The 20,649-nt window shown below is 66.9% G+C and carries 22 protein-coding genes and 4 tRNA genes; 15 read left to right on the top strand and 11 right to left on the bottom strand.

Going from position 1 to position 20,649, the window contains the following annotated elements; translation table 11 throughout:
* Positions 1 to 14: 14 nt before the first annotated feature.
* A complete protein-coding gene (locus VPH47_RS12980; RefSeq protein WP_119007669.1) occupies positions 15 to 1,241 on the top strand; it encodes an ATP-binding protein in 1,227 nt (408 codons plus the stop codon).
* Positions 1,238 to 1,807 carry a response regulator transcription factor gene (locus VPH47_RS12985; protein WP_110711917.1) on the top strand — a complete coding sequence of 190 codons (570 nt, stop codon included), beginning with the start codon at positions 1,238 to 1,240 and terminating at the stop codon, positions 1,805 to 1,807. Before VPH47_RS12980 ends, VPH47_RS12985 begins: the two co-directional genes overlap by 4 nt.
* Before the next feature lie 129 nt (positions 1,808 to 1,936).
* Here VPH47_RS12985 and pgi read toward each other — a convergent pair whose 3' ends face one another.
* The 7 genes from pgi to pcnB form a co-directional block, all read right to left on the bottom strand.
* A complete protein-coding gene (gene pgi / locus VPH47_RS12990; protein WP_350260060.1) occupies positions 1,937 to 3,451 on the bottom strand; it encodes a glucose-6-phosphate isomerase in 1,515 nt (504 codons plus the stop codon).
* Complete coding sequence (gene panD / locus VPH47_RS12995) at positions 3,448 to 3,828, bottom strand: aspartate 1-decarboxylase (protein WP_004153087.1); 381 nt, start codon at positions 3,826 to 3,828, stop codon at positions 3,448 to 3,450. The genes pgi and panD overlap by 4 nt, the downstream gene beginning before the upstream one ends.
* A gap of 86 nt (positions 3,829 to 3,914) precedes the next feature.
* Positions 3,915 to 4,412 (bottom strand): hypothetical protein, encoded by a 498-nt coding sequence (locus tag VPH47_RS13000; RefSeq protein ID WP_097047849.1) that lies wholly within the window; start codon positions 4,410 to 4,412, stop codon positions 3,915 to 3,917.
* Between the two features lie 66 nt (positions 4,413 to 4,478).
* Positions 4,479 to 5,318 (bottom strand): pantoate--beta-alanine ligase, encoded by an 840-nt coding sequence (panC, locus tag VPH47_RS13005; protein WP_368850989.1) that lies wholly within the window; start codon positions 5,316 to 5,318, stop codon positions 4,479 to 4,481.
* Positions 5,315 to 6,130, bottom strand: a complete 816-nt coding sequence (gene panB / locus VPH47_RS13010) for a 3-methyl-2-oxobutanoate hydroxymethyltransferase (RefSeq protein WP_153855138.1) — start codon at positions 6,128 to 6,130, stop codon at positions 5,315 to 5,317. The genes panC and panB overlap by 4 nt, the downstream gene beginning before the upstream one ends.
* Positions 6,131 to 6,164: 34 nt before the next feature.
* Positions 6,165 to 6,650 (bottom strand): 2-amino-4-hydroxy-6-hydroxymethyldihydropteridine diphosphokinase, encoded by a 486-nt coding sequence (gene folK, locus VPH47_RS13015; protein WP_110711912.1) that lies wholly within the window; start codon positions 6,648 to 6,650, stop codon positions 6,165 to 6,167.
* A 3-nt stretch (positions 6,651 to 6,653) separates the two neighbouring features.
* Entirely contained in the window at positions 6,654 to 8,039 is a 1,386-nt protein-coding gene (pcnB, locus tag VPH47_RS13020) for a polynucleotide adenylyltransferase PcnB (protein ID WP_162622022.1), read from the bottom strand.
* 46 nt (positions 8,040 to 8,085) lie between these two features.
* On the opposite strand from pcnB, the gene VPH47_RS13025 reads away from it, so the two are divergent.
* Positions 8,086 to 8,160 (top strand) — tRNA-Glu (locus VPH47_RS13025).
* 439 nt (positions 8,161 to 8,599) lie between these two features.
* Here the strand turns inward: VPH47_RS13025 and VPH47_RS13030 are convergent.
* Positions 8,600 to 10,024, bottom strand: coding sequence for a sugar porter family MFS transporter (locus VPH47_RS13030; protein WP_368850990.1), 1,425 nt, complete (start codon positions 10,022 to 10,024; stop codon positions 8,600 to 8,602).
* Between the two features lie 192 nt (positions 10,025 to 10,216).
* Here VPH47_RS13030 and fdxA point away from each other — a divergent pair, with 192 nt between their 5' ends.
* A complete protein-coding gene (gene fdxA / locus VPH47_RS13035) occupies positions 10,217 to 10,540 on the top strand; it encodes a ferredoxin FdxA (protein ID WP_005409054.1) in 324 nt (107 codons plus the stop codon).
* 167 nt (positions 10,541 to 10,707) lie between these two features.
* On the opposite strand, the gene VPH47_RS13040 is transcribed toward fdxA, so the two are convergent.
* The gene (locus VPH47_RS13040) at positions 10,708 to 11,223 is read right to left on the bottom strand and encodes a hypothetical protein (protein ID WP_110711909.1); all 516 of its coding nucleotides are present in this window, start codon (positions 11,221 to 11,223) and stop codon (positions 10,708 to 10,710) included.
* A gap of 32 nt (positions 11,224 to 11,255) precedes the next feature.
* Positions 11,256 to 12,149 (bottom strand): 4-hydroxy-tetrahydrodipicolinate synthase, encoded by an 894-nt coding sequence (dapA, locus tag VPH47_RS13045; RefSeq protein WP_368850991.1) that lies wholly within the window; start codon positions 12,147 to 12,149, stop codon positions 11,256 to 11,258.
* Between the two features lie 164 nt (positions 12,150 to 12,313).
* Here dapA and VPH47_RS13050 point away from each other — a divergent pair, with 164 nt between their 5' ends.
* From VPH47_RS13050 to VPH47_RS13095, 10 genes are all read left to right on the top strand, one after another.
* Positions 12,314 to 12,874 (top strand): glycine cleavage system protein R, encoded by a 561-nt coding sequence (locus VPH47_RS13050; RefSeq protein WP_368850992.1) that lies wholly within the window; start codon positions 12,314 to 12,316, stop codon positions 12,872 to 12,874.
* Between the two features lie 79 nt (positions 12,875 to 12,953).
* The gene (locus VPH47_RS13055) at positions 12,954 to 13,433 is read left to right on the top strand and encodes a peroxiredoxin (protein WP_049434212.1); all 480 of its coding nucleotides are present in this window, start codon (positions 12,954 to 12,956) and stop codon (positions 13,431 to 13,433) included.
* A gap of 84 nt (positions 13,434 to 13,517) precedes the next feature.
* The gene (locus tag VPH47_RS13060; protein WP_010484287.1) at positions 13,518 to 14,918 is read left to right on the top strand and encodes a PhoH family protein; all 1,401 of its coding nucleotides are present in this window, start codon (positions 13,518 to 13,520) and stop codon (positions 14,916 to 14,918) included.
* Positions 14,915 to 15,421, top strand: a complete 507-nt coding sequence (locus VPH47_RS13065) for a hypothetical protein (protein ID WP_032128845.1) — start codon at positions 14,915 to 14,917, stop codon at positions 15,419 to 15,421. Before VPH47_RS13060 ends, VPH47_RS13065 begins: the two co-directional genes overlap by 4 nt.
* A gap of 12 nt (positions 15,422 to 15,433) precedes the next feature.
* Entirely contained in the window at positions 15,434 to 16,102 is a 669-nt protein-coding gene (locus tag VPH47_RS13070; RefSeq protein WP_153855140.1) for a YoaK family protein, read from the top strand.
* A 106-nt stretch (positions 16,103 to 16,208) separates the two neighbouring features.
* Entirely contained in the window at positions 16,209 to 17,018 is an 810-nt protein-coding gene (thiD, locus tag VPH47_RS13075; protein ID WP_049423499.1) for a bifunctional hydroxymethylpyrimidine kinase/phosphomethylpyrimidine kinase, read from the top strand.
* Positions 17,015 to 17,941: an alpha/beta fold hydrolase gene (locus tag VPH47_RS13080; RefSeq protein ID WP_368850993.1), complete on the top strand. Its 927-nt coding sequence runs from the start codon at positions 17,015 to 17,017 to the stop codon at positions 17,939 to 17,941. Before thiD ends, VPH47_RS13080 begins: the two co-directional genes overlap by 4 nt.
* A tRNA-Arg gene (locus VPH47_RS13085) sits at positions 17,932 to 18,008 on the top strand. The genes VPH47_RS13080 and VPH47_RS13085 overlap by 10 nt, the downstream gene beginning before the upstream one ends.
* A 69-nt stretch (positions 18,009 to 18,077) precedes the next feature.
* Positions 18,078 to 18,154 (top strand) — tRNA-Arg (locus VPH47_RS13090).
* 32 nt (positions 18,155 to 18,186) lie between these two features.
* Positions 18,187 to 18,263 (top strand) — tRNA-Arg (locus VPH47_RS13095).
* A gap of 597 nt (positions 18,264 to 18,860) precedes the next feature.
* Here the strand turns inward: VPH47_RS13095 and VPH47_RS13100 are convergent.
* On the bottom strand, positions 18,861 to 19,781 hold the full coding sequence (locus tag VPH47_RS13100; protein WP_368850994.1) for a LysR family transcriptional regulator: 921 nt from the start codon (positions 19,779 to 19,781) through the stop codon (positions 18,861 to 18,863).
* A gap of 140 nt (positions 19,782 to 19,921) precedes the next feature.
* Between VPH47_RS13100 and VPH47_RS13105 the strand changes: the two genes are divergently transcribed.
* Positions 19,922 to 20,623 (top strand): pirin family protein, encoded by a 702-nt coding sequence (locus VPH47_RS13105; RefSeq protein WP_012510689.1) that lies wholly within the window; start codon positions 19,922 to 19,924, stop codon positions 20,621 to 20,623.
* Positions 20,624 to 20,649 lie beyond the last annotated feature (26 nt).

The following is a 20,649-nucleotide window of genomic DNA, read 5'->3' on the forward strand; positions in this document are numbered from 1 at the left end:
TACGATGAGCGTGAATGACCGGTCCCGACGCCCCGTTTCTCCGTACCCTGTGCAGCCTGCGCTGGCTTGCCGTAGGCGGCCAGGCCGCCACCATCCTGGTTGCCACCTGGGTGCTGGGCCTGCCGTTGCCGCAGCTGCCGCTGTGGGCCGGCGTGGCGGTGCTGACCCTGTTCAACATCTATACCCAGTTGCGTCCGGAAGCGGCCGATACCGCACCGCTGACCGCGTTCGGCCACATCCTGGTGGACGTGATCATCCTGACCTGGATGGTCGGCTGGAGCGGCGGCATGGCCAACCCGTTCAGCTCGCTGTTCCTGATCCTGATCGCGCTGGCCGCGTTCGCCCTGCCCCTGCGCTGGGCACTGGCGGTGGCGCTGGCCTGCCTGCTCGGCTACGCCGCCAGCGGCATCTTCGGCCAGCCATTGCCGGACGGTTATTTCCGCGCGCAGGACCTCAACCGTTGGGGCGTGGTCGCCAACTTCCTGATTTCCGCCGCGGTGGTACTGGCCTTCTCCACCCGGCTGGCGCTGGCCCTGCGGGAGCGCGAACTGGAATTGTCGGCCCTGCGCGAGCGCTTCGCCCGCAACGAGGGCATCGTCGCGCTGGCCACCCATGCCGCCTCGGTGGCGCATGAACTGAACACGCCGCTGGCGACCATGACCCTGCTCGCCGACGATGTCGCCGAGCGCAGCGAAGAGCCGGAAGTGCGCGAGGACATGGAAACCCTGCGCGAGCTGCTGGTGCAGTGCCGGGAGCGCGTACTGGCGCTGGCCGCACCGGCCTCGGCCGACGCGCCCGGCCGCAGCCATTCCAGCGCCCAGCAGGTGCTGGAGCAGTGGCGCCTGGTACGGCCGACCATCGACCTGCACCGCAACGACGATGCACCGCTGCGGCTGCCACTCGACCCGGGCGTGGGCCATCTGCTGATGGTCCTGCTCAACAATGCCGCCGATGCCGGCGAGAAGGCCGGCCGGCCACGCGTGGACCTGGACCTGCGCATCGAAGGCGACGACCTGATCGGCGAAGTCCGCGACTACGGCCATGGCTTCGACGCCCGTGCCGCCGTGCTGCCGGGCAAGCTGTTCGGCAGCAGCAAGAGCGAGGGCATGGGCGTCGGCCTGGCCCTGTCCCATGCCACCATCGAACGCCTCGACGGCGAGATGTGGATGCGCCCGGCCCAGGGGGCCGGCAGCCGCGTCGGCTTCCGCCTGCCGCTGGCCCCACGCGAGGACACCCCATGAGCCTGCATCACTCCACCCTTGGCCTGCTGGTCGACGACGACGAGCTGTACCTGCGCACCCTGCAGCGCAGCCTGGCGCGCAAGGGACTTGAAACCCAGACCGCACAGGATGCCGCCAGCGCACTGGCGCTGGCCCGGCAGCATCCGCCGGCGTTCGCCCTGATCGACCTGAAGCTGGGCAGCGATTCCGGCCTGTCCCTGATCCAGCCATTGCGCGCCCTGCGCGCGGACATGCGGATCCTGCTGGTGACCGGCTACGCCAGCATCGCCACCGCCGTGGAGGCGATCAAGCTCGGCGCCGATGACTACCTGCCGAAGCCGGCCACGGTGCCGATGATCCTGCGCGCCCTCGGCGAGGAAGACGACGGCCCGGCCGACGATGGCGAAATGGAAGTGCCCGATGCGATGACCCCGATCAGCCGCCTGCAATGGGAACACATCCAGCAGGCGATGCACGAGACCGGTGGCAATGTGTCGGCGGCCGCGCGCCTGCTCGGCATGCACCGGCGCTCACTACAGCGCAAGCTGGCCAAGCGGCCGAGCCCGGAGCGCGACCCGAGCCGGTGACGTGGTAGTGCCGGCCGCTGGCCGGCACCCTCATGAACGGTGAAGGCATCGCCAGAATGCCGGCCAGCGGCCGGCACTACCAGAAGGCAGGACCACCTGTAGTGCCGGCCGCTGGCCGGCACCAGAACCTCAGCGCTTGAGCTGCGCCAGGATCTCGCGGGTCATCGGATCGGCAACGGCCACATCCTCGCCCTGCAGCGCCGGCAACAGGCCACTGGCCAACTGCTTGCCCAGCTCGACACCGAACTGGTCGAACGCGTTGATGTTCCAGATCACCGACTGCACGTACACGGCGTGTTCGTACATGGCGATCAGCGCACCCAGCGCCTGCGGGGTCAGCGCGTCGAGCAGGATCAGCGTGCTCGGGCGGCCGCCCGGGTAATCGCGGTGCGGATCGTCGCTGCCCTGGCCATTGGCCAGCGCCTCGGTCTGTGCAAGCAGGTTGGCCAGCAGGGCCTGGTGATTGATCGTGTAGGGATCATCGTTGTGCACGCAGCCGATGAAGTCGGCCGGAACGATGCTGGTGCCCTGGTGCAGCGCCTGGAAGAAGCTGTGCTGCACATCGGTGCCCGCCCCGCCCCACCACACCGGCACGGTGTCAGTGGTGACCGGCAGGCCATCACGCTGCACGCGCTTGCCCAGGCTTTCCATCACCAGTTGCTGCAGATAGGCCGGCAGCAGCGCCAGGCGCTGGTCGTAGGTCATCACCGCATGCGTGGCATGGCCCAGCAGGTTGCGGTTCCAGATATCGGTCAGGCCGTGCAGCACCGGCAGGTTGCGCTCCAGCGGTGCATCCAGCGCATGCGCATCCATCTGCGCGGCGCCTTCCAGCAGCTGCTCGAAGCGCTCGAAGCCGATCGCCAGCGCGATCGGGAAACCGACCGCCGACCATAGCGAATAACGGCCACCGACCCAGTCCCACATCGGCAGTACGCGATCGGCGGCGATGGCGAAGGCCCTGGCGGCACGCTCCGGATTGGCGCTGACGGCATACAGGCGCTCGCTGCCGCCCAGCCAGTCGTGCAGGATCTGACCGTTGAGCAGGGTTTCCTGCGTACCAAAGGTCTTGGAGATGAGGATGCCGGCGGTCTTCGCCGGATCCAGCGTGGCCAGCGTGCGCTGCATGGCAGCGCCGTCCACGTTCGACACGAAATGCACGCGCAGGCGCGCACCAGTGACCGGGCGCAGCGCATCGGCGACCAGGCGCGGACCGAGGTCGGATCCACCGATGCCGACGCTGACCACATCGGTCACGCCACTGTCTTCCAGCGCGCGCACCAGCACGCCCATGCGCTGGCGGATCCCGCGCGCGGTGGCATAGGCCTCGGCCGCCACCGGCGCATCGACCACATCGCCACGCAGCGCGGTATGCAGCGCGGCGCGGCCTTCGGTCAGGTTGACCTGCTCGCCGCGGAACAGGCGCGTGATCGCACCACCGACATCACGCTCGGCCGCCAGCGCCAACAGCGCCTGCAACGCCGCGGCATCGTATTTCTGCCGGGCGAAATTGACATACAACGGACCGACCCGCAGCGCCAGATCCTGTACACGGCCGGGTTCGGCGGCGAGCAGGCTGGGAATGCTTGCGCCCTTCAGGCGCTGGGCGTGGGAATGCAGCGAGTCGAATCCGTTGTTCGTTGTCATGCGGCCTGTGTCGGGATCGTGTCGTTGGTGTGGGAGATCTGGTTGTTGCCATCAACGTACACCAGCTTTGGCTTGAAGCTGTCAGCTTCCTGCTCGGTCATGCTGGCGAACGCGGCGATGATGATGATGTCACCGACCTGCACGTGGCGCGCGGCGCCACCGTTGAGCGAGACAACGCCGCTGCCTGCTTCGGCGCGGATGGCATAGGTCGAGAAGCGCGCACCGTTGGTCACGTCCCAGATGTGCACCTGCTCGAACTCGCGGATGCCGGTGGCAGCCAGCAGGTTGTCATCGATGGCGATGGAGCCTTCGTAGTTCAGCTCGGAATGGGTGACGGTGGCGCGGTGGATCTTGGTCTTGAGCAGGGACAGGTGCATGGGGCGCTGCAACGGCAAAGGAAAGAGCGGATTCTAGCACCCGCTTGGCCATCGTCAGGGGGCTGCAGCAGGACGCTGAAGGCTGTTCAGGCGCCCTCGCCCGGCAACGCTGGCGGCATGGGGCCAACGCTAGCTGCCAGCGACAGGCGAAACACCGCATGGAACGCCCAGCCGGCCACCGCACCGAAGCCCCCGGCAGCCAGCACTGACAGGCCATAGCTGATCACATCGAAGGTGTCGACATAGCGCAGGCGCTGCAGCAGCGGGCCGCTGTCGTCGCCCGGCCAGGCACAGGTGGCCATGGCCAGCGCGCCCAGGCCAAACCCCACAAGGACGAAACCGACCCGGCGCAGGCGCTGCTGAGACTGCAGGATCAGCGCCATCGGCAACAGCACGGCAATGGCATTGCAGACCGCCAGTACGAACATCAGCCCGCCACCGATCAGGGCCGGCACCGGTGTACGCCCGAGGTCCAATGCGAACAGCAGGCCGCCGAACAGCTGCGCCGGCAGCATGCCGGCGGCCAGCACCGCCAGGATCGAAGCCTGGGCAAGGCGGCCGGTATCAGTGGTGGGGGTGTTCATTTCCGGTCTCCCGTCCGTGGGATGGCGAGAGGCGCCCATTGCGGGCACCCCGGAGCCGCATGCGGCTCAGAACTCCAGGTTGTCGATCAGGCGGGTGGTGCCCAGCCGCGCGGCAATCAGCGCCACGCGGCCACCGCCGTCGAAGGTCGGCTCGGCCAGTTCCGGAGTGCGCAACACGGCGTAGTCGACCTGGAAACCGGCGGCCTGCAGCGCAGCGGTGGCATCGGCCTCGATGCGCTCGCGTGCCTGCCCGGCGACATAACCCTCGCGCATGCCCATCAGGGTGCGGTGGATGGTGGTCGCGACCGGGCGTTGTTCGGCGCTCAGGTACTGGTTGCGCGAACTCTTGGCCAGGCCATCCTCGTCACGCACGATCTCCGCACCAACGATCTGGATCGGGAACGACAGCTCGGCCACCATCTGCTTGATCACGGCAAGCTGCTGGTAGTCCTTGCGGCCGAACACGGCCACGTCGGGCTGTACCTGCAGGAACAGGCGTGCGACCACGGTGCAGACACCGTCGAAGTGACCCGGTCGGCTGGCGCCTTCCAGCACTTCACTGACGCCGGGCGCGTGCATCTGCGTGGTCTTGTCCACGCCTAGCGGGTACATCGCCTCGACGCTGGGCAGCCACACCGCATCGCAGCCGACCTGCTCCAGCCCGGCCACGTCGGCCTCGGGCGTGCGCGGGTAGCGGCTGAAGTCCTCGTTCGGCCCGAACTGGGTCGGGTTGACGAAGATGCTCGCCACCACCCTGTCGGCATACTGGCGGGCCAGGGTCACCAGCGAATGGTGGCCCCCATGCAGGTTGCCCATGGTCGGCACCAGCGCCACGCGCAGGCCCTCGCGCTTCCACTCGGCGATCTGCCCGCGCAGTGCGCCGAGCTCGTTGAAGGTCTGGATCATTGGGCGTAGGCGTGCTGTTCGTCGGGGAAGCTGCCGTCGCGCACGGCGTCGGCATAGGCGCGGGTGGCACCGGCCACCGAACCGCCTTCGGCAAGGAAATCCTTGACGAACTTGGGACGGCGATGGCCACTGTCCAGGCCAAGGAAATCGTGCAGCACCAACACCTGGCCGTCGCACTGCGGGCCGGCACCGATACCGATGGTCGGCACATCCACCGCAGCGGTCACGTCCGCGGCGACCGGGGTCGGCACGCATTCGAGCACCATGATGCTGGCGCCGGCAGCGGCCACAGCCTTGGCATCTTCCACCAGCTGGCGAGCGGCATCGCCACGCCCCTGGATCTTGAAGCCACCCAGTCGCAGCACCGACTGCGGGGTCAGGCCCAGATGCGCACAGACCGGAATCTCGCGCTCGACCAGGTAGCGGATGATGTCGACCTTGAAGCCGGCACCTTCGATCTTGACCATCTCAGCGCCGGCCTGCAGCAGCTGCAACGAGGCATCCAGCGCGCGCTCCGGGGTGGCATCGGCGCCGAACGGCAGGTCGGCCACAAGCAGCGCACGCTGCAGCACGCGGGCCACGGCGCGGGTGTGGTAGACCATGTCCGCCACGGTTACCGGCAGGGTCGAATCATGGCCCTGCACCACCATGCCCAGCGAATCGCCGATCAGGATCAGGTCGACGCCGTTGGCATCGAAGGTGCGGGCGAAGCCGGCGTCGTAGGCGGTCAACATGACCAGCTTCTGGCCATTGCGCTTGGCTTCGGCCAGGGCGGGAACGGTCCAGGGCTTGCTGTCTGCGTGGGTGCTCATGTGCTGATAACCGGGGGAGATAACCCGGCCATTATCACCCTAACGGCGCGATCCCGCAGGCATCCACCCGCATCACTGCATCCTGCACGCGACCGTGGCCGGGAATGGCCAGATCCGGCGCGATTTCGGCCAGCGGCACCAACACGAAGGCGCGCTCGTGCATGTACGGGTGCGGCACCTTCAACCCGGGCTGGTCGAGTTCCTGCGCGCCATACAGCAGCAGGTCCAGGTCCAGCGCGCGCGGGCCCCAGTGCACCGACGGGTCGCGCACGCGGCCGAAGCGCTGCTCCAGCGCCAGCATCGCCTGCAGCAGCTCATCGGCCGGCAACGTAGTGTCGACCGCAGCCACCGCGTTGACGAACGGTGGCTGGTCTTCATTGCCCCAGGCCGGGGTGGCGTAGAGGCGTGAGGCCTGGCGCAGGCGGGTACCGGGCAGGTCGTCGAGCGCGGCAATCGCCGCGCCGACGGTGGCGGCCGCGTCGCCGAGGTTGGCGCCGAGGCCGATCCAGGCAAGGGTCATCGCTTACTCGCCCGTTGCACCGGCCGGGGCACCCGGACGACGACGGCGACGGCGACGCTTGCGCGGCGCCCCGTTCTCGTCGTCACCCTCTTCGCTGTGCATCGCATCCAGCGACGATTCCAGTTCGCGACCGGACTGTGCCTGTGCCTCGCGCCAGAATTCAACATCGGCGGCGTGTTCGGCCGAGGCTACCTGGCGCAGGCTGAGGAAGTCGAATGCAGCACGGAAACGCGGATGGGTCAGGGTGCGGAACACGCGCTTGCGCTGGCGCGAGCCGAAGCGCGACTGCAGCAGCCAGATCTCCTGCATCGGCAGCGAGAAGCGGCGCGGCAGCGCGATGGTGCTCAGCTGCTGCACCGTGACGCGGTCAGCGGCACGACGCTGCGCTTCTTCCGGCGCCACGCCCTGCTTGAGCAGGGTCGCCTGCGCGCGACAGTAGGCCGGCCACAGCAGCAGCGCGAACAGGAACGCGGGCGAGACAGGCTCGTCGTTGGCCACGCGCGCATCGGTGTTGGCCAGACCTTCGACCAGCATGCGGCGCAGCGCGCCGGTGCGGTTGGACTTGAGCGCTTTGGCGCTTTCCGGGAACAGCACATCCAGCAGGCCGTAGCGCTCCAGGCCTTCGAAGCTGGCCACGCCGTGCCCGGACAGGAACAGCTTGAGCACTTCCTCGAACAGGCGTGCCGGCGCGGCTTCATTGAGCAGGTCGGCCAGGCGCGGGATCGGCGCGGCGGTGCCCTCTTCTATCTGGAAGCCGAGCTTGGCCGCCAGGCGCACCGCACGCAGCATGCGTACCGGATCCTCGCGGTAGCGCTGTTCGGGGTCGCCGATCAGCTTCATCAGGCGCGCCTGCACGTCCTCGAAGCCGCCTGTGTAGTCGCGCACCGAGAAGTCCTCGATGGCGTAGTACAGAGCGTTGCAGGTGAAGTCGCGGCGGACGGCGTCGTCTTCGATGGTGCCGTACACGTTGTCGCGCACGAGCATGCCGTTTTCCATCTCACGGTCGCCGCTGCCGTCATCGCTGTTGGCACGGAAGGTGGCGACTTCGATGATCTCGCGGCCGAACACCACATGGGCGAGTCGGAACCGGCGACCGATCAGGCGGCAGTTGCGGAACAACTGCTTGACCTGTTCGGGCGTGGCGTCGGTGGCCACGTCGAAATCCTTGGGTTGGCCATTGACCAGCAGATCGCGCACCGCGCCGCCGACAAGGTAGGCGCCGAAGCCGGCATCGCGCAGGCGATAAAGCACGCGCAGGGCGTTCGGGCTGATGTCCTTGCGGGAGATCGTGTGCTGGTCGCGCGGGATGACGCGCAGGCTGAACGGTGATGTAGCAGGGGAAATGATGTTGGCGCTTCCGGTTGAAGTTTCGGGATTGCCCAATGGCATCGAGGTGCATATACTAGCGCTCCTGCCTCGGCAGCGACACAGTTACGCTCCCTTCGTCTAGTGGTTAGGACGTGGCCCTCTCAAGGCTAAAACAGGGGTTCGAGTCCCCTAGGGAGCGCCAGTCGCCGCAGCAGGAACCGAAAAAGCCCGCCTTTGTGCGGGCTTTTCTGTTTTCCGGATTTGGCGCACCCCGCCCGCTTGATCGCTGTAGCGCCAACCCTCCCGAAAGGAGCTCGGGCAAGGCCATCCAGGGCAGGACACGCCGTAAACCCATCCCTGGGGGCTCGGTCGCGCCATCCATGGCGCTCACGGTCCTGCCCTGGATGGCCTTGCCCGCGCTCTTCACAGTTTCCGTACTCGCGGCAAACTCGACCCCGACGTGCTGCGCCGCGTCCGCGCAACCCATGATCTGACCAGAGGCTGCAGGCCCGCCGATCCAGGACCGTTGGCGCCATGGATGGCGCCATCGAGCCCCCATGGATGGGTTTACGGCGTGTCCTGGATCGGCTGGCCTGCAGCCTCCCCACGGAGAAAGGAGGCGCTGAAACACAGGCCGGCCGTCAGCCTTCCATCTGCTCCAGCTCCTTGCCCTTGGTCTCGCGCACGCAGCGGACCACGAAGAAGATCGAGAGGATCGCAACGACAGCGTAGATGCCGTAGGCCCCGGCCAGGCCGATGCCGGCCAGCAGCATCGGAAAGGTCACGGTGATCGCGAAGTTCGAGGTCCACTGCGCCGCACCAGCAACGGCCAACGCCGGGCCGCGGATCTGGTTCGGGAACATCTCACCCAGCATCACCCACATCACCGGGCCCCAGGACATGTTGAAGAACACCACGTAGACATTGGCGGCGACCAGCGCCAGCCGGCCCATGCCATCGGACAGCTGCAGGCGTCCATCGACCAGGCTGCCGCTGGCAAACGCCACCACCATCAGCACCAGCGCCACCGACATGCCAACCGAGCCGATCCACAGCAGCGGCTTGCGCCCGATGCGGTCGATCAGCAGCACCGTCAGCAGGCAGGCGCCGATGCTCAGCGCGCCGGACAGCACGTTGATCAGCAGCGCGTCGCTTTCCGAGAAGCCCACCGCCTGCCACAGCACCGCGCCGTAATAGAACACCACGTTGATGCCGACCAGCTGCTGGAACATGGCCAGGCCAATGCCTACCCAGAGGATCGGGCGCAGTCTGCCGGTGGCCTTGCTGCGCAGGTCGCTGAAGCGCGGCTTGTGCTGGTCCTGGGCCAGGCTCGCCTCGATCTCGGCCTGCTTGGCCGTTGCGGCGTCCTCGCCATACAGCCGGGCCAGCACCGCCCTCGCCTGCGCCCGCCGCCCCCTCAGCACCAGGAAGCGCGGACTCTCCGGAATCACCAGCAACAACAGCAGGAACAGCCCCGACGGCAGTGCCTGCATCCAGAACATCCAGCGCCAGGCCTCATGGCCCAGCCACAACGGCTCGGTCGAGGCGCCGGCGGCGCGGGCCAGCAGGTAGTTGCTGAGAAAGGCCGCGAACAGGCCACAGATGATCGCCATCTGCTGCACCGTGGCCAGGCGACCGCGATAGCGCGCCGAGGCCACCTCGGCGATGTAGGCCGGTGACATCACGCTGGCCGCGCCTACGGCGAAGCCGCCGAGCACGCGGGCGGCGATGAACAGCCAGGAAGCATGGGCGGCACCGGCGCCCAGCGCCGAAACCAGGAACATCAGCGCCGAGACGATCAGTACACCGCGACGCCCCAGGCGGTCGCCCAGCCAGCCCGCCAGGAAGGCACCGATCGCGCAGCCCAGCAGCATCGAAGCCACCTCGAAGCCCAGCGCGGCCTCGCTGGAGTTGAAGGCCTGGCGCAGGCCATCGACCGTGCCATTGATGACACCACTGTCGAAGCCGAACAGGAAACCGCCTAGGGTGGCCACGCAACTGATCAGGACAATGAACGCAGTGTTCTCGCCGCCATGGGAGGCGGCGCCGGACTGGGCTTGGGGCATGGGCAATCCTGCTGGGAAGGGGTTTCGGCCGCCAGGGCAGCCGACGCTCCCGCAGCGTCGCACAGGCCGCGCCATGCCGCCAATATCCGCCACGGCCGCGCCTGCCAGACGCCCGTTTTCGGCCCCGCGCCGACACCGGGGGCCAACCTGTTCTAGAATTGTCGGGTTCAGGAATCGATCCACCCCCAGCCCATGCCCTTTGTCGTCACCGAAAACTGCATCAAGTGCAAACACACCGATTGCGTGGAAGTGTGCCCCGTGGATTGCTTCCACGAAGGCCCGAACTTCCTGGTGATCGACCCGGATGAGTGCATCGACTGCACCCTCTGCGAGCCGGAGTGCCCGGTCAACGCGATTTTCCCCGAGGACGACGTCCCCGCCGGCCAGGAAGGCTTCGTTGCCCTCAACGCCGAGCTGGCGAAGGAGTGGCCGGTGCTGACCGTGCGCAAGGACCCGCCCGCCGATGCCGGCGAATGGGACGGCAAGCCGGACAAGCTGAAGCTGCTGGAGCGCTGAGAAGCGCCTGCTGCAGCAACGAGAAAGGGCGCCCATGGCGCCCTTTCTCGTTGCTCGGCAGATACCAACCGCACGATCCCGCAGATACCCACCGCACGATCCGGCAGGTGCCAACCTTGGTTGGCACAGAAGCGCCGACCAAGGTCGGCCTCTACCAGAGGCAGCCCTTACTGGGCCAGCTTTGCCTTGAGCGCGGCGATCAGCTTCACCGGCGCTTCTGCAGTGGCCGGCAGGCCACGCGGGTCGACCGCGGAGATGTAGGCGCCGGCATCGACGGCAACCACGCGAACCAGGAAGTTGCTGCCTTCGTAGGCCACATCGTACGAGCCGAGCAGCTGCGCGCGGCTGGCGATGGTCACACCCGCCACGCCTTCCAGTGCGGTACCGACCTTGGCGAAGGCTTCATCCTTGCCGCCGGCAATGGTGAAACCGGTGTTGCCCACGGCCGGAGCCGCAGCCGCAGGCGCGGCCGGCTTGGTTGCCGAGACCAGCGCCGGCACCTTGTTGTCACCGGTGGTGGCCGGCAGGTTCAGGTCCGGCGGCACTTCCAGCGGACGCATTTCCGGGGCCAGGGCGTAGTCGCCCTTGACGCCACGCTTGAAGCAGCCGGTGGTGCCGGCGGCGACGGCCACGGCAAGCAGCGCGTAGGACAGCACGCGGACGGTGGAAACGGATTGACGCATGTGAATCTCCTGGGTCAGACCAAGACGGAAGGTCAGTGGCTGGAAAGGGCTTCGAGGGCGGCGATGTCGCCGGCAAGATGGTCGGCCGCCGGATGGTGCGCCGCCGACAGCGGCAGCAGCGGCAGACGCAGGTCGTGACCGATGCCGATGCGACGCAGCAGCGCCTTGACCGGAATCGGGTTCGGCTCAACGCCGCAGAAATCATGGAACGGATGCAGGCGCGCATCCCAGGACTCGGTGGCTTCGTGATCGTGGGCGGCAGCCAGCTCGCACATCCGGCGGTAGGCGCCGGGCAGCACGTTGGAGCCGACCGAGATCAGGCCATCGATACCGGCCCGGATCGAGCGCGCGGCCGTGCCGTCATCGCCACTGAGCACCGCGAACTTCGGGCTGCGCAATGCCAGCAGCGCCTGCACCCGGCCGGTGTCACCCACCGCTTCCTTGATGCCGACGATGTTGGGATGGCTGGCCAGCTCGGCCACGGTCTCCGGCTGCATGTCGCACCCGGTACGGCCGGGCACGTTGTACAGCACGACCGGCAGCCCGCCCTGGCCGGCAACTGCGCGGTAGTGCGCGATCAGGCCAGCCTGGGTCGGCCGGACGTACGGCGGGGTGACCACCAGCGCGTGGCTGGCGCCAAGCGCGGCGGCACGGCGGGTCTGTTCGATGGTCTTGGCGGTGCCCGACAGGCCGGTACCGGCCATGACCGGGATGCGGCCGCCGATTCGCTCGACCGCGCTGGCCAGCAGCAGGTCGTACTCGGCATCGGTGAGGGTCGCTGCTTCACCGGTCGAGCCGGCTACGACAACGCCATGGACGCCACCTTCCAGTTGCAGGTGCAGCAGGCGCTGCCAACCGTCGGGATCGAGGGCACCGTCGGCCCGGAACGGGGTCGCCAGCGCGGTGATGAGGCCGGAAAGGGACAAGGACGTGCTGCTCTTGGCTGGGAAGGGAAAACGCCCGCCACGAAAGGCCGGGGGCGACCTGAATGTTACTTGCGGCGCGAAAGCACGGGCAAGTATGCTGGACACCGGTGGATCCCCGCCTCAGGCGGGCATTCAGACTAACGCATGCATTACCCGGAATCGCCTTGACCGACACCACCCTGCGCCCCGCGCCGAGCGAAAACCACCTCCTGATCAACGCCTACACGACGCATCCGGAGTCCCCCCTGCTGTCCGTCACCCGCCGCATTGCCGACAGCGGCTGCAATCTGGTGGACGCACGCCTGGCCACGGTCGGCCGCGATGTCTCGGTCACCGCCCTGGCCACCGGCTCCTGGGACTCGGTGGCCAAGCTGGAAGCGATGCTGACCCGGCTGGAGCGCGAAGAGGGCCTGAAACTGGTCTGGTACCGCACCGCCGCCAAGCAGGCGCAGTCCAACCTGCTGCCTTACATCGTCGAAGTGATCGCCGCCGACAAGCCCGGCATCCTGTTCCAGCTGGCCGATTTCTTCGACCGCCAGGGCATCACCATCGAGAACCTGCAGAGCACGCGCTACCGCGCCATGCAGACCGGTGCGGAGATGTTCAGCGCGCAGGTCACCATTGGCGTCCCGGCCAACATGCACATCGCCGCGCTGCGCGACGACTTCCTTGAATTCTGCGACCACCTGAACCTGGACGCGATCATGGACCCGATGAAATTCTGATTCTTCGCGCGCCTCTCACGGGCGCGTGGCGTTTCATGCAATTGTCGTAGAAAGAACCCAGGCTCGACAGAAGGACCTCATGAACAACGGCGATACCCTGGACAGCACCACCCTCTCCCTGCCGCTGGCGCTGTCCGGTGGCGAACAGGCCACCCTCGGCGACTACGCCGGCCACTGGCTGGTGCTGTACTTCTACCCCAAGGACAGCACCCCCGGCTGCACCACCGAAGGCATCGACTTCAACGCACTGCTGCCGAAATTCAAGAAGGCAGGCGCGGTGGTACTCGGTGTCTCGCGCGACTCGGTGAAGTCGCACGACAACTTCTGCGCCAAGCAGGGCTTCAACTTCCCGCTGGTCAGCGATGGCGACGAAGCGCTGTGCAGCGCCTTCGACGTGATCAGGATGAAGAACATGTACGGCAAGCAGGTACGTGGCATCGAACGCAGCACCTTCCTGATTTCCCCCGACAGCCGCATCGTGCAGTCCTGGCGCAAGGTCAAGGTTGCCGGCCATGCCGATGCCGTTCTCGCCGAACTGAAGGCCTCCCAGTCCAAGTGAGTCCCACTGCCTACTGTGTCTGCCATCACCCTGCCCCGCGGCAGGCCGTGGTGGTTTTTCCCTGTCCGTAACCAGGAATCGACGATGACCCGAGGCAAGCGCATCTACGTGCTGGATACCAACGTGCTGATGCACGATCCCACCGCGCTGTTCAAATTCGAGGAGCACGACGTCTACCTGCCCATGCAGGTGATCGAGGAGCTGGACAACGGCAAGAAGGGCACCTCCGAAGCGAGCCGCAACGCCCGCCAGGTGAGCCGCTTCCTCAACGAGCTGGTGCAGGAATCCGGCCTGGACAACCTGGCCGACGGCATTCCGCTGCAGCGTCCCAATGGCCTGCAGCTGCGCGGCAAGCAGAGCGCCGGCAAGCTGCGCTTCCAGACCAGCCATTTCGACGCCGGCAAGAGCTTCGGCAAGGTCATTCCGGACAACGCCATCCTCGGCGCGATCCTGGCGCTGAAGGAAGAAACCCCGGACCTGCCGGTGGTGTTCGTTTCCAAGGACATCAACCTGCGGATCAAGGCCGCGATCGCCGGCATCGTGTCCGAGGACTACGAGAACGACCGTGCGCTGGACGATTTCAGCCTGCTCTACACCGGCGCCACCGAGCTGCCGGAAGACTTCTGGAAGCGCCACGGCGATGACCTGCGCAGCTGGAGCGACAAGGGCCGCACGCATTACGAAATCCTGGCCCAGGATGGCGAGGAGTGGTACCCGAACCAGTACGTCTACCTGCCTGGCGAAGATGAAGTCGAGCTGCGCGTCAGCCGCGTGGTCGGCGACGGCAAGGTGGTGCTGTCGCTGGTCGATGATTTCCGCCACGGCAGCCACGCCGTGTGGGGCATCAGCGCACGCAACCGCGAGCAGAACTTCGCGCTCAACGCACTGATGGATCCGGAGATCGACTTCGTGACGCTGCTGGGTACCGCCGGCACCGGCAAGACCCTGCTGGCGCTGGCCGCCGGCCTGGCGCAGACGATGGACCAGCAGCGCTACCGCGAGATCATCATGACCCGCGCCACGGTCAGCGTCGGCGAGGACATCGGCTTCCTGCCCGGCACCGAGGAAGAGAAGATGACGCCGTGGATGGGCGCACTGACCGACAACCTGGAAGTGCTCACGCACAACCAGGAAGGCGGCACCTGGGGGCGCCAGGCGACCAACGACCTGCTGGCCAGCCGCATCAAGATCCGCTCGATGAACTTCATGCGCGGCCGCACCTTCCTGTCGCGCTACCTGATCCTGGACGAGGCGCAGAACCTCACCCCGAAGCAGATGAAGACGCTGATCACCCGTGCCGGCCCCGGTACCAAGATCGTCTGCCTGGGCAACGTCGAGCAGATCGACACCCCGTACCTGACCGAGACCACCTCGGGCCTGACCTACGCGGTGGATCGCTTCAAGAACTGGCCGCATAGTGCGCACATCACCCTGCGCCGAGGCGAACGCTCACGCCTGGCCGATTACGCTTCGGAGGTGTTGTGAACCGCTGCACCCGCCTGCTGCTGCCCACGGCTGCGATCGCCCTCGCAGCCGTCCTGGGTGCCTGCACCACCACGCGCGGCCCGGCCAGCGTGCCGACCGCCGAGCGTACCGGCCAATCCTGGGTGGTCACCCGCCCGATCATCGCCGCGCAGGTGCTCGATACCTGCTCGCGCCCCAGTCCCGGCCGCGAGGCCGGGCGGGTCAGTGGTTACTGGGCGCCCAGCCGGCAGCAGATCGACCAGCTGGAAGCGCAGCTGTCGTCGCTGGAATCACAGGTACCGAAGGTGCTGGACTTCGACCGCCAGTACGTCGGCATCGAAAGCGCCGGCAAGCGTCTGATCTACATCAACGCCTTCCATCTGCCCGACGACAGCGGCATCAACCCGGCACGGGAAGCGATCCGCGTCTGTGACGGCGGCACGCAGTTCTGGGGCGCGGTATTCGACCCGGCCAGCAACACCTTCAGCGAGCTGCAGTTCAACGGCGGCTTCGGCGGGCCCTGAGGGGCCCCGCCGATGGGAATACGCCTGCCCACCTGGGTCTGGATCGGCGCGGTCGCGCTCTCGTGCGTGGCCGGCATGGTCAACGTGGTCGGCTTCCTCGGTTTCGAGCACCAGGCGGTCAGCCACATGACCGGCAGCACCAGCCAGCTCGGCATGGCGCTGGCCCAGGGCGACTGGCGCGCAGTCGGCCATCTATGGGGACTGTTGATCGCGTTCTCGCTGGGCGCGATGCTCAGCGGCCTGCTGATCCAGGACAGCGCATTGCAGCTGGGCCGCCGCTACGGCGTCGCGCTGGCGCTGGAATCGGCACTGCTGCTGGTGGCCATTCCGCTGTTCGAACAGCATCAGATCTGGGGCGCACTGGCCGCCGCCATGGCCTGCGGCCTGCAGAACGCGATGGCCACCACCTTCAGTGGCGCGGTGGTGCGCACCACCCACCTCAGCGGCATGTTCACCGACCTCGGCATCGGCCTGGGCCACCTGCTGCGCGGACTGCCGCTGCAGGTACGGCGGCTGACCCTCAGCGGCCTGATCATCAGCGGCTTCCTCGGCGGCGGCATCATCGGCGCCTGGTTGTTCATGCGCTGGCAATACGACGCCCTGCTCGCCCCCGCCCTGCTCACCGGCCTGACCGGGCTGGGCTATGTGCTGTACCAGCAGTGGGCGCGCTGGCGCCATTGAGGGCCGCGCTCCAGGGGTCAGATCCCTTTTCCGCAGGAAAAGGGATCTGACCCCATCTCCCGCATCGACGCTACCGTCTTTGCGGTGACCACGGCACAATCGCCGGATGAGCCCGACCACTCCCGTTTCCGCCCTCACCATCGCCGGATCCGACTCCGGCGGTGGCGCCGGCGTCCCCGCCGATCTCAAGGCCTTCGCCGCGCACCGCGTGCATGGCCTGGCCGTGTTCGCTGCACTGACCGCACAGAACACCCGTGGCGTCACCGCCGTGCACGTGCCGCCGATCGCATTCCTGCAGGCGCAGATCGAAGCCTGCTTCGATGACTTCGACATCCATGCCGTGAAACTCGGCATGCTGGCCAACGCCGAGGTGATCCATGCGGTCGCCGACGCCCTGGAAAAGCATCGCCCGCCGCACGTGGTGCTGGACCCGGTGATGGTCGCCACCAGCGGCGCCCGCCTGCTGGAGGAAAGTGCGCTCAAGGCCATGCGCGAACGCCTGCTGCCGTTGGCGACGCTGGTTACGCCCAATACCCCGGAAGCAGAACTCCTGATCGGCCGGAAGATCGGCAACGGCGATGACGCCGAACAGGCTGCCTCCGCCCTGCTCGATCTCGGTGCCGGTGCGGTGCTGCTGAAAGGCGGCCACCTGCAGGAAGGCAACCGCGTGATCGATCGCTACTTCGACGGCGTCAGCAGCGAAGAATTCATTCACGCCCGCCTGCCGCTGGACGCACATGGCACCGGCTGCACGCTGGCCTCGGCCATCGCCGCGCAGCTGTGCAACGGCCTGAGCCTGGCCAATGCCTGCGAAGCCGGCATCGACTACGTTGCGCGCGGCCTGCAGCAGGGCTACGCGCCTGGCCGCAGCGAGGTGCTGGTACTCGATCACTTCGGCGCGGCACCGCACGCATGAGTCTCGCACCGGACGTCGTTGCCGTGCAGTGCACTGATGGCCATCGCTACGAAGTGATCGCCTGCGTGCCCGCACGGCCCATCGCGCGCCTGCTGTGGCTGCCGGCGCTGGGCGTGGCCGCGCGCCACTACCTGCCGCTGGCGCAGGCGCTGGCTGCGAAGGGCGTGGCGGTGTACCTGCATGAGTGGCGCGGCAACGGCAGCAGCTCGCTGCGCCCGTCGCGCACGCAGGACTGGGGCTATCGCGAAGTACTCGAACAGGATCTGCCGGCCAGCCAGGCCGTCCTGGCCGCAGCGGATGACGAAGCCGGCGCCCTGTCCTGGATCATCGGTGGACACAGCCTCGGTGGGCAGCTGGCCTGCGTGCATGCCGGCCGCAACCCGCAGCACTTCAACCGGCTGTGGCTGGCGGCCAGCGGCTCACCGTTCTGGCGTGGCTTCCCACCACCGCGCGGCTGGCTGCTGCCGCTGGTCTACCGCTTCCTGCCGTGGCTCGCGCAACGCCAGGGCGTGCTGCATGGTCGCCGCCTCGGCTTCGGTGGCACCGAAGCACGCGGACTGATCGCCGACTGGGCGCGCGTGGGCCTGAACAACCACTACGCCGCGGCCGGCATGGACGAAGACCTCGATGCGCAGATGGCGCGCGTGCATGGCAGCGCGCAGGCGGTGCTGATGGAACAGGACTGGCTGGCACCGATCGGTTCGATGCAGACGTTGCTGGCGAAACTGCCGAATGTGGCCGCGCAGCTGCGCGTGCTGTCCGCGCAGGAACTGGGCACGCGCGCCGACCACTTCGCTTGGCTGAAGGCCCCGAATGCCGTGGCTGACAGCTTTTTCATTCAGTTGGATGAAAATTTTCACAAAACTGTTGACGGTACGCGCCGACATCCGCATAATTCCGCTCCTGTCGCAGGGCGCCCGTAGCTCAGTTGGATAGAGTACCTGGCTACGAACCAGGCGGTCGGGAGTTCGAATCTCTCCGGGCGCACCACTCGACAGGTTTTCAGCATCCGCCGCTGGAAATGCAGTAAAATTAAGCAGTAAGTTGATTGTGTACCGCGCGCCCGTAGCTCAGTTGGATAGAGTACCTGGCTACGAACCAGGCGGTCGGGAGTTCGAATCTCTCCGGGCGCACCATACACAGTCAGCACAACAAGTTTATGTAATTGGCGCCCGTAGCTCAGTTGGATAGAGTACCTGGCTACGAACCAGGCGGTCGGGAGTTCGAATCTCTCCGGGCGCACCATTACACCGAAACAGCAGGCCTCGGCCTGCTGTTTTTTTATGTGTGTTTTTCGGCAGGGCTGCGCCCTGCACCTGCAGATGCTTCAAGCCAAGGCAACGGCAACAGCAACAGCAAAAGTTGGCATTCCGTGGGTTGGCGGGGCGGCATGGACAGGCAGGACACGCCGTAAACCCATCCATGGGGGCTCGATGGCGGCATCCATGCCGCCAACGGTCCTGCCTGCCCATGCCCCCCCCCTGACAGATTTCCGCGATCTGATGGATCCATGCCATGCGTGGATGAATCTCCATCGGAATCGAATATTTCGAATCGAGATCGAAAAGCATCCACCCATGGCGTGGATCTACTGTGTCGACCAAGGTCGACACCTACCAACAGCGGTCCATGCCGTTCCGACAGATCGCGGAAAACTGTCGAAGGCGGGGTGGGTCCGGTTGCGGGAGTGTCCGCGGCATGGATGCCGCGGCCAAGCCCCCATGGATGGGTTTACGGCGTCTCCCGCAACCGGACCCACCCCGCCTCCCCACAGGAAACCAGCTTCTGCTGTTGCTGTTGCTCCAGCTCGGAGCGGGTGCAGGGCGCAGCCCTGCCGTACCCCTAACCCCGTGCCATTGACTGCCACCACTGCGACAGCAGCTCCGGCCTGCGCAGGCGCTCGCGCCACCAGCGCAGTGCGGCACCATCCTCGCCGGTGCGCCAGGCCAGCCAGAAGGTCTCTTCCGGCTTGTGCTCCTCCACCTCACGGATCACCAGCTGGCCACGCGCCACCGCAGCGCGCGCGCACGGCTCGGGCAGGAAACCGAAGCCCACGCCTTCGCACTGCAGCTTCAATTTGCTGGCCATGTCCGGCACCGTCAGCATCTCCTGGCCCATCAACAGGCCGACCGTGCGCGGCAGCAGCCGTCGCGCCGAATCGGAGACCGCGATCGCGCAGTGTTCGACCAGCTGCTCGCGACCGAGCACACCCGGCACTGCAGCCAACGGATGGTCGGGGGCGATCGCGAACACGAACTCCACCGTGCCCAGCGGCTCGACCACGTAACCGCCGCCGCTGGGACCCTCGCCCGGCGCACCGACCAGCAGGTCGGCACGGCGGTCCAGCAAGGCCTCCCAGGTACCGGACAGGGCCTCGCCGATCAACCGCAGCCGGGTCGGTGCCTCGGCCTCACGAAACGCGGCGATGTCCGGGCCGAGCAGCCAGGTCGGGAACACCGAGTCCACCGCCAGGGTCAGTTCGGTCTCCCAGCCCGACGCCACCCGGCGCACCCGCAGTTCCAGCTCCCGGGCCGCGCGCAGCAGGTGCCGTCCTTCGTCCAGCAGCGCGCGGCCAGCCTCGGTCGGCTCGGCGCGCGGGCCGACCCGGTTGAACAGCTGTACGCCCAGGTCCTCCTCCAGCTTGGCCACGGTGTAGGAGATGGTCGAAGGCACCTTGTGCAGGGCCTTGCCGGCGCCGGCGAACGAGCCGCGGCGGTCGATGGCGTCCAGGATCTGCAGGGCATCGAGGCTGAGCTTGAGCATTCGAATTTTTCGATGATGGCTGTCAAAACTATCCGTTTTTCAAACCCCGGGCGCAAGCGGATACTTCTCTCCAACGGGGAAACACAGCGGCTACCAGCCCACCCCGCCCCATCGAAACCATCGAACAAGGAGATTCCATCATGCTGCAGATCCGCAAGAGCGCTACCCGTGGCCTGGCCGAGCATGGCTGGCTGTCCTCGCGCCATACCTTCTCCTTCGCCAACTACTACGACCCCCGCTACGTCAGCTTCGGACCGCTGCGGGTGATCAACGAAGACAAGGTGATCGGCGGCCAGGGCTTCGGCACCCACAGCCACAGCAACATGGAGATCGTTTCCTATGTGCTGGGCGGCGCGCTGGAGCACAAGGACTCGATGGGCACCGGCTCGGTGCTGCGTTATGGCGACGTGCAGCGCATGAGCGCCGGCAGCGGTGTCAGCCATAGTGAATTCAACCACTCGGCCGACGAGACCGTGCACTTCCTGCAGATCTGGATCTTCCCGGACGCGGAGAACATCACGCCGTCCTACGAGGAGACCCACTTCGCGCCAGAAACCAAGCGCGGCCAGCTGCGCCTGATCGCCTCGCCGGACGGTGCCGACGGTTCGCTGCGCATCCACCAGGATGCCCGCATCTTCGCCACCATCCTCGATGGCGGCCAGAAGCTGCACCACGCCCTCGGCAACGGCCGTGGCGCCTATGTGCAGGTGGCGCGTGGCCAGCTGCAGGTCAATGGCATCACACTGGAAGCCGGTGATGCACTGCAGGTCAGCGACGAAGCGCAGCTGACCCTGGAAAACGGCAACGACGCCGAAGTGCTGGTGTTCGACCTGCCGCTGTAACGACAACGCCCGCGATGCCGAAAAGC

Origin of the sequence: Stenotrophomonas sp. WED208 (genome assembly GCF_040984485.1) — a bacterium.
Classification (GTDB): domain Bacteria; phylum Pseudomonadota; class Gammaproteobacteria; order Xanthomonadales; family Xanthomonadaceae; genus Stenotrophomonas; species Stenotrophomonas riyadhensis.

Excerpts from the sequence above, each read along its gene's own strand:
- VPH47_RS12980 (WP_119007669.1), top strand. The coding sequence starts at position 15 with ATGACCGGTCCCGACGCCCCGTTTCTCCGTACCCTGTGCAGCCTGCGC.
- VPH47_RS12985 (WP_110711917.1), top strand. The coding sequence starts at position 1,238 with ATGAGCCTGCATCACTCCACCCTTGGCCTGCTGGTCGACGACGACGAG.
- pgi (WP_350260060.1), bottom strand. The coding sequence starts at position 3,451 with ATGACAACGAACAACGGATTCGACTCGCTGCATTCCCACGCCCAGCGC.
- panD (WP_004153087.1), bottom strand. The coding sequence starts at position 3,828 with ATGCACCTGTCCCTGCTCAAGACCAAGATCCACCGCGCCACCGTCACC.
- VPH47_RS13000 (WP_097047849.1), bottom strand. The coding sequence starts at position 4,412 with ATGAACACCCCCACCACTGATACCGGCCGCCTTGCCCAGGCTTCGATC.
- panC (WP_368850989.1), bottom strand. The coding sequence starts at position 5,318 with ATGATCCAGACCTTCAACGAGCTCGGCGCACTGCGCGGGCAGATCGCC.
- panB (WP_153855138.1), bottom strand. The coding sequence starts at position 6,130 with ATGAGCACCCACGCAGACAGCAAGCCCTGGACCGTTCCCGCCCTGGCC.
- folK (WP_110711912.1), bottom strand. The coding sequence starts at position 6,650 with ATGACCCTTGCCTGGATCGGCCTCGGCGCCAACCTCGGCGACGCGGCC.
- pcnB (WP_162622022.1), bottom strand. The coding sequence starts at position 8,039 with ATGCCATTGGGCAATCCCGAAACTTCAACCGGAAGCGCCAACATCATT.
- VPH47_RS13030 (WP_368850990.1), bottom strand. The coding sequence starts at position 10,024 with ATGCCCCAAGCCCAGTCCGGCGCCGCCTCCCATGGCGGCGAGAACACT.
- fdxA (WP_005409054.1), top strand. The coding sequence starts at position 10,217 with ATGCCCTTTGTCGTCACCGAAAACTGCATCAAGTGCAAACACACCGAT.
- VPH47_RS13040 (WP_110711909.1), bottom strand. The coding sequence starts at position 11,223 with ATGCGTCAATCCGTTTCCACCGTCCGCGTGCTGTCCTACGCGCTGCTT.
- VPH47_RS13055 (WP_049434212.1), top strand. The coding sequence starts at position 12,954 with ATGAACAACGGCGATACCCTGGACAGCACCACCCTCTCCCTGCCGCTG.
- VPH47_RS13060 (WP_010484287.1), top strand. The coding sequence starts at position 13,518 with ATGACCCGAGGCAAGCGCATCTACGTGCTGGATACCAACGTGCTGATG.
- VPH47_RS13070 (WP_153855140.1), top strand. The coding sequence starts at position 15,434 with ATGGGAATACGCCTGCCCACCTGGGTCTGGATCGGCGCGGTCGCGCTC.
- thiD (WP_049423499.1), top strand. The coding sequence starts at position 16,209 with ATGAGCCCGACCACTCCCGTTTCCGCCCTCACCATCGCCGGATCCGAC.
- VPH47_RS13080 (WP_368850993.1), top strand. The coding sequence starts at position 17,015 with ATGAGTCTCGCACCGGACGTCGTTGCCGTGCAGTGCACTGATGGCCAT.
- VPH47_RS13100 (WP_368850994.1), bottom strand. The coding sequence starts at position 19,781 with ATGCTCAAGCTCAGCCTCGATGCCCTGCAGATCCTGGACGCCATCGAC.
- VPH47_RS13105 (WP_012510689.1), top strand. The coding sequence starts at position 19,922 with ATGCTGCAGATCCGCAAGAGCGCTACCCGTGGCCTGGCCGAGCATGGC.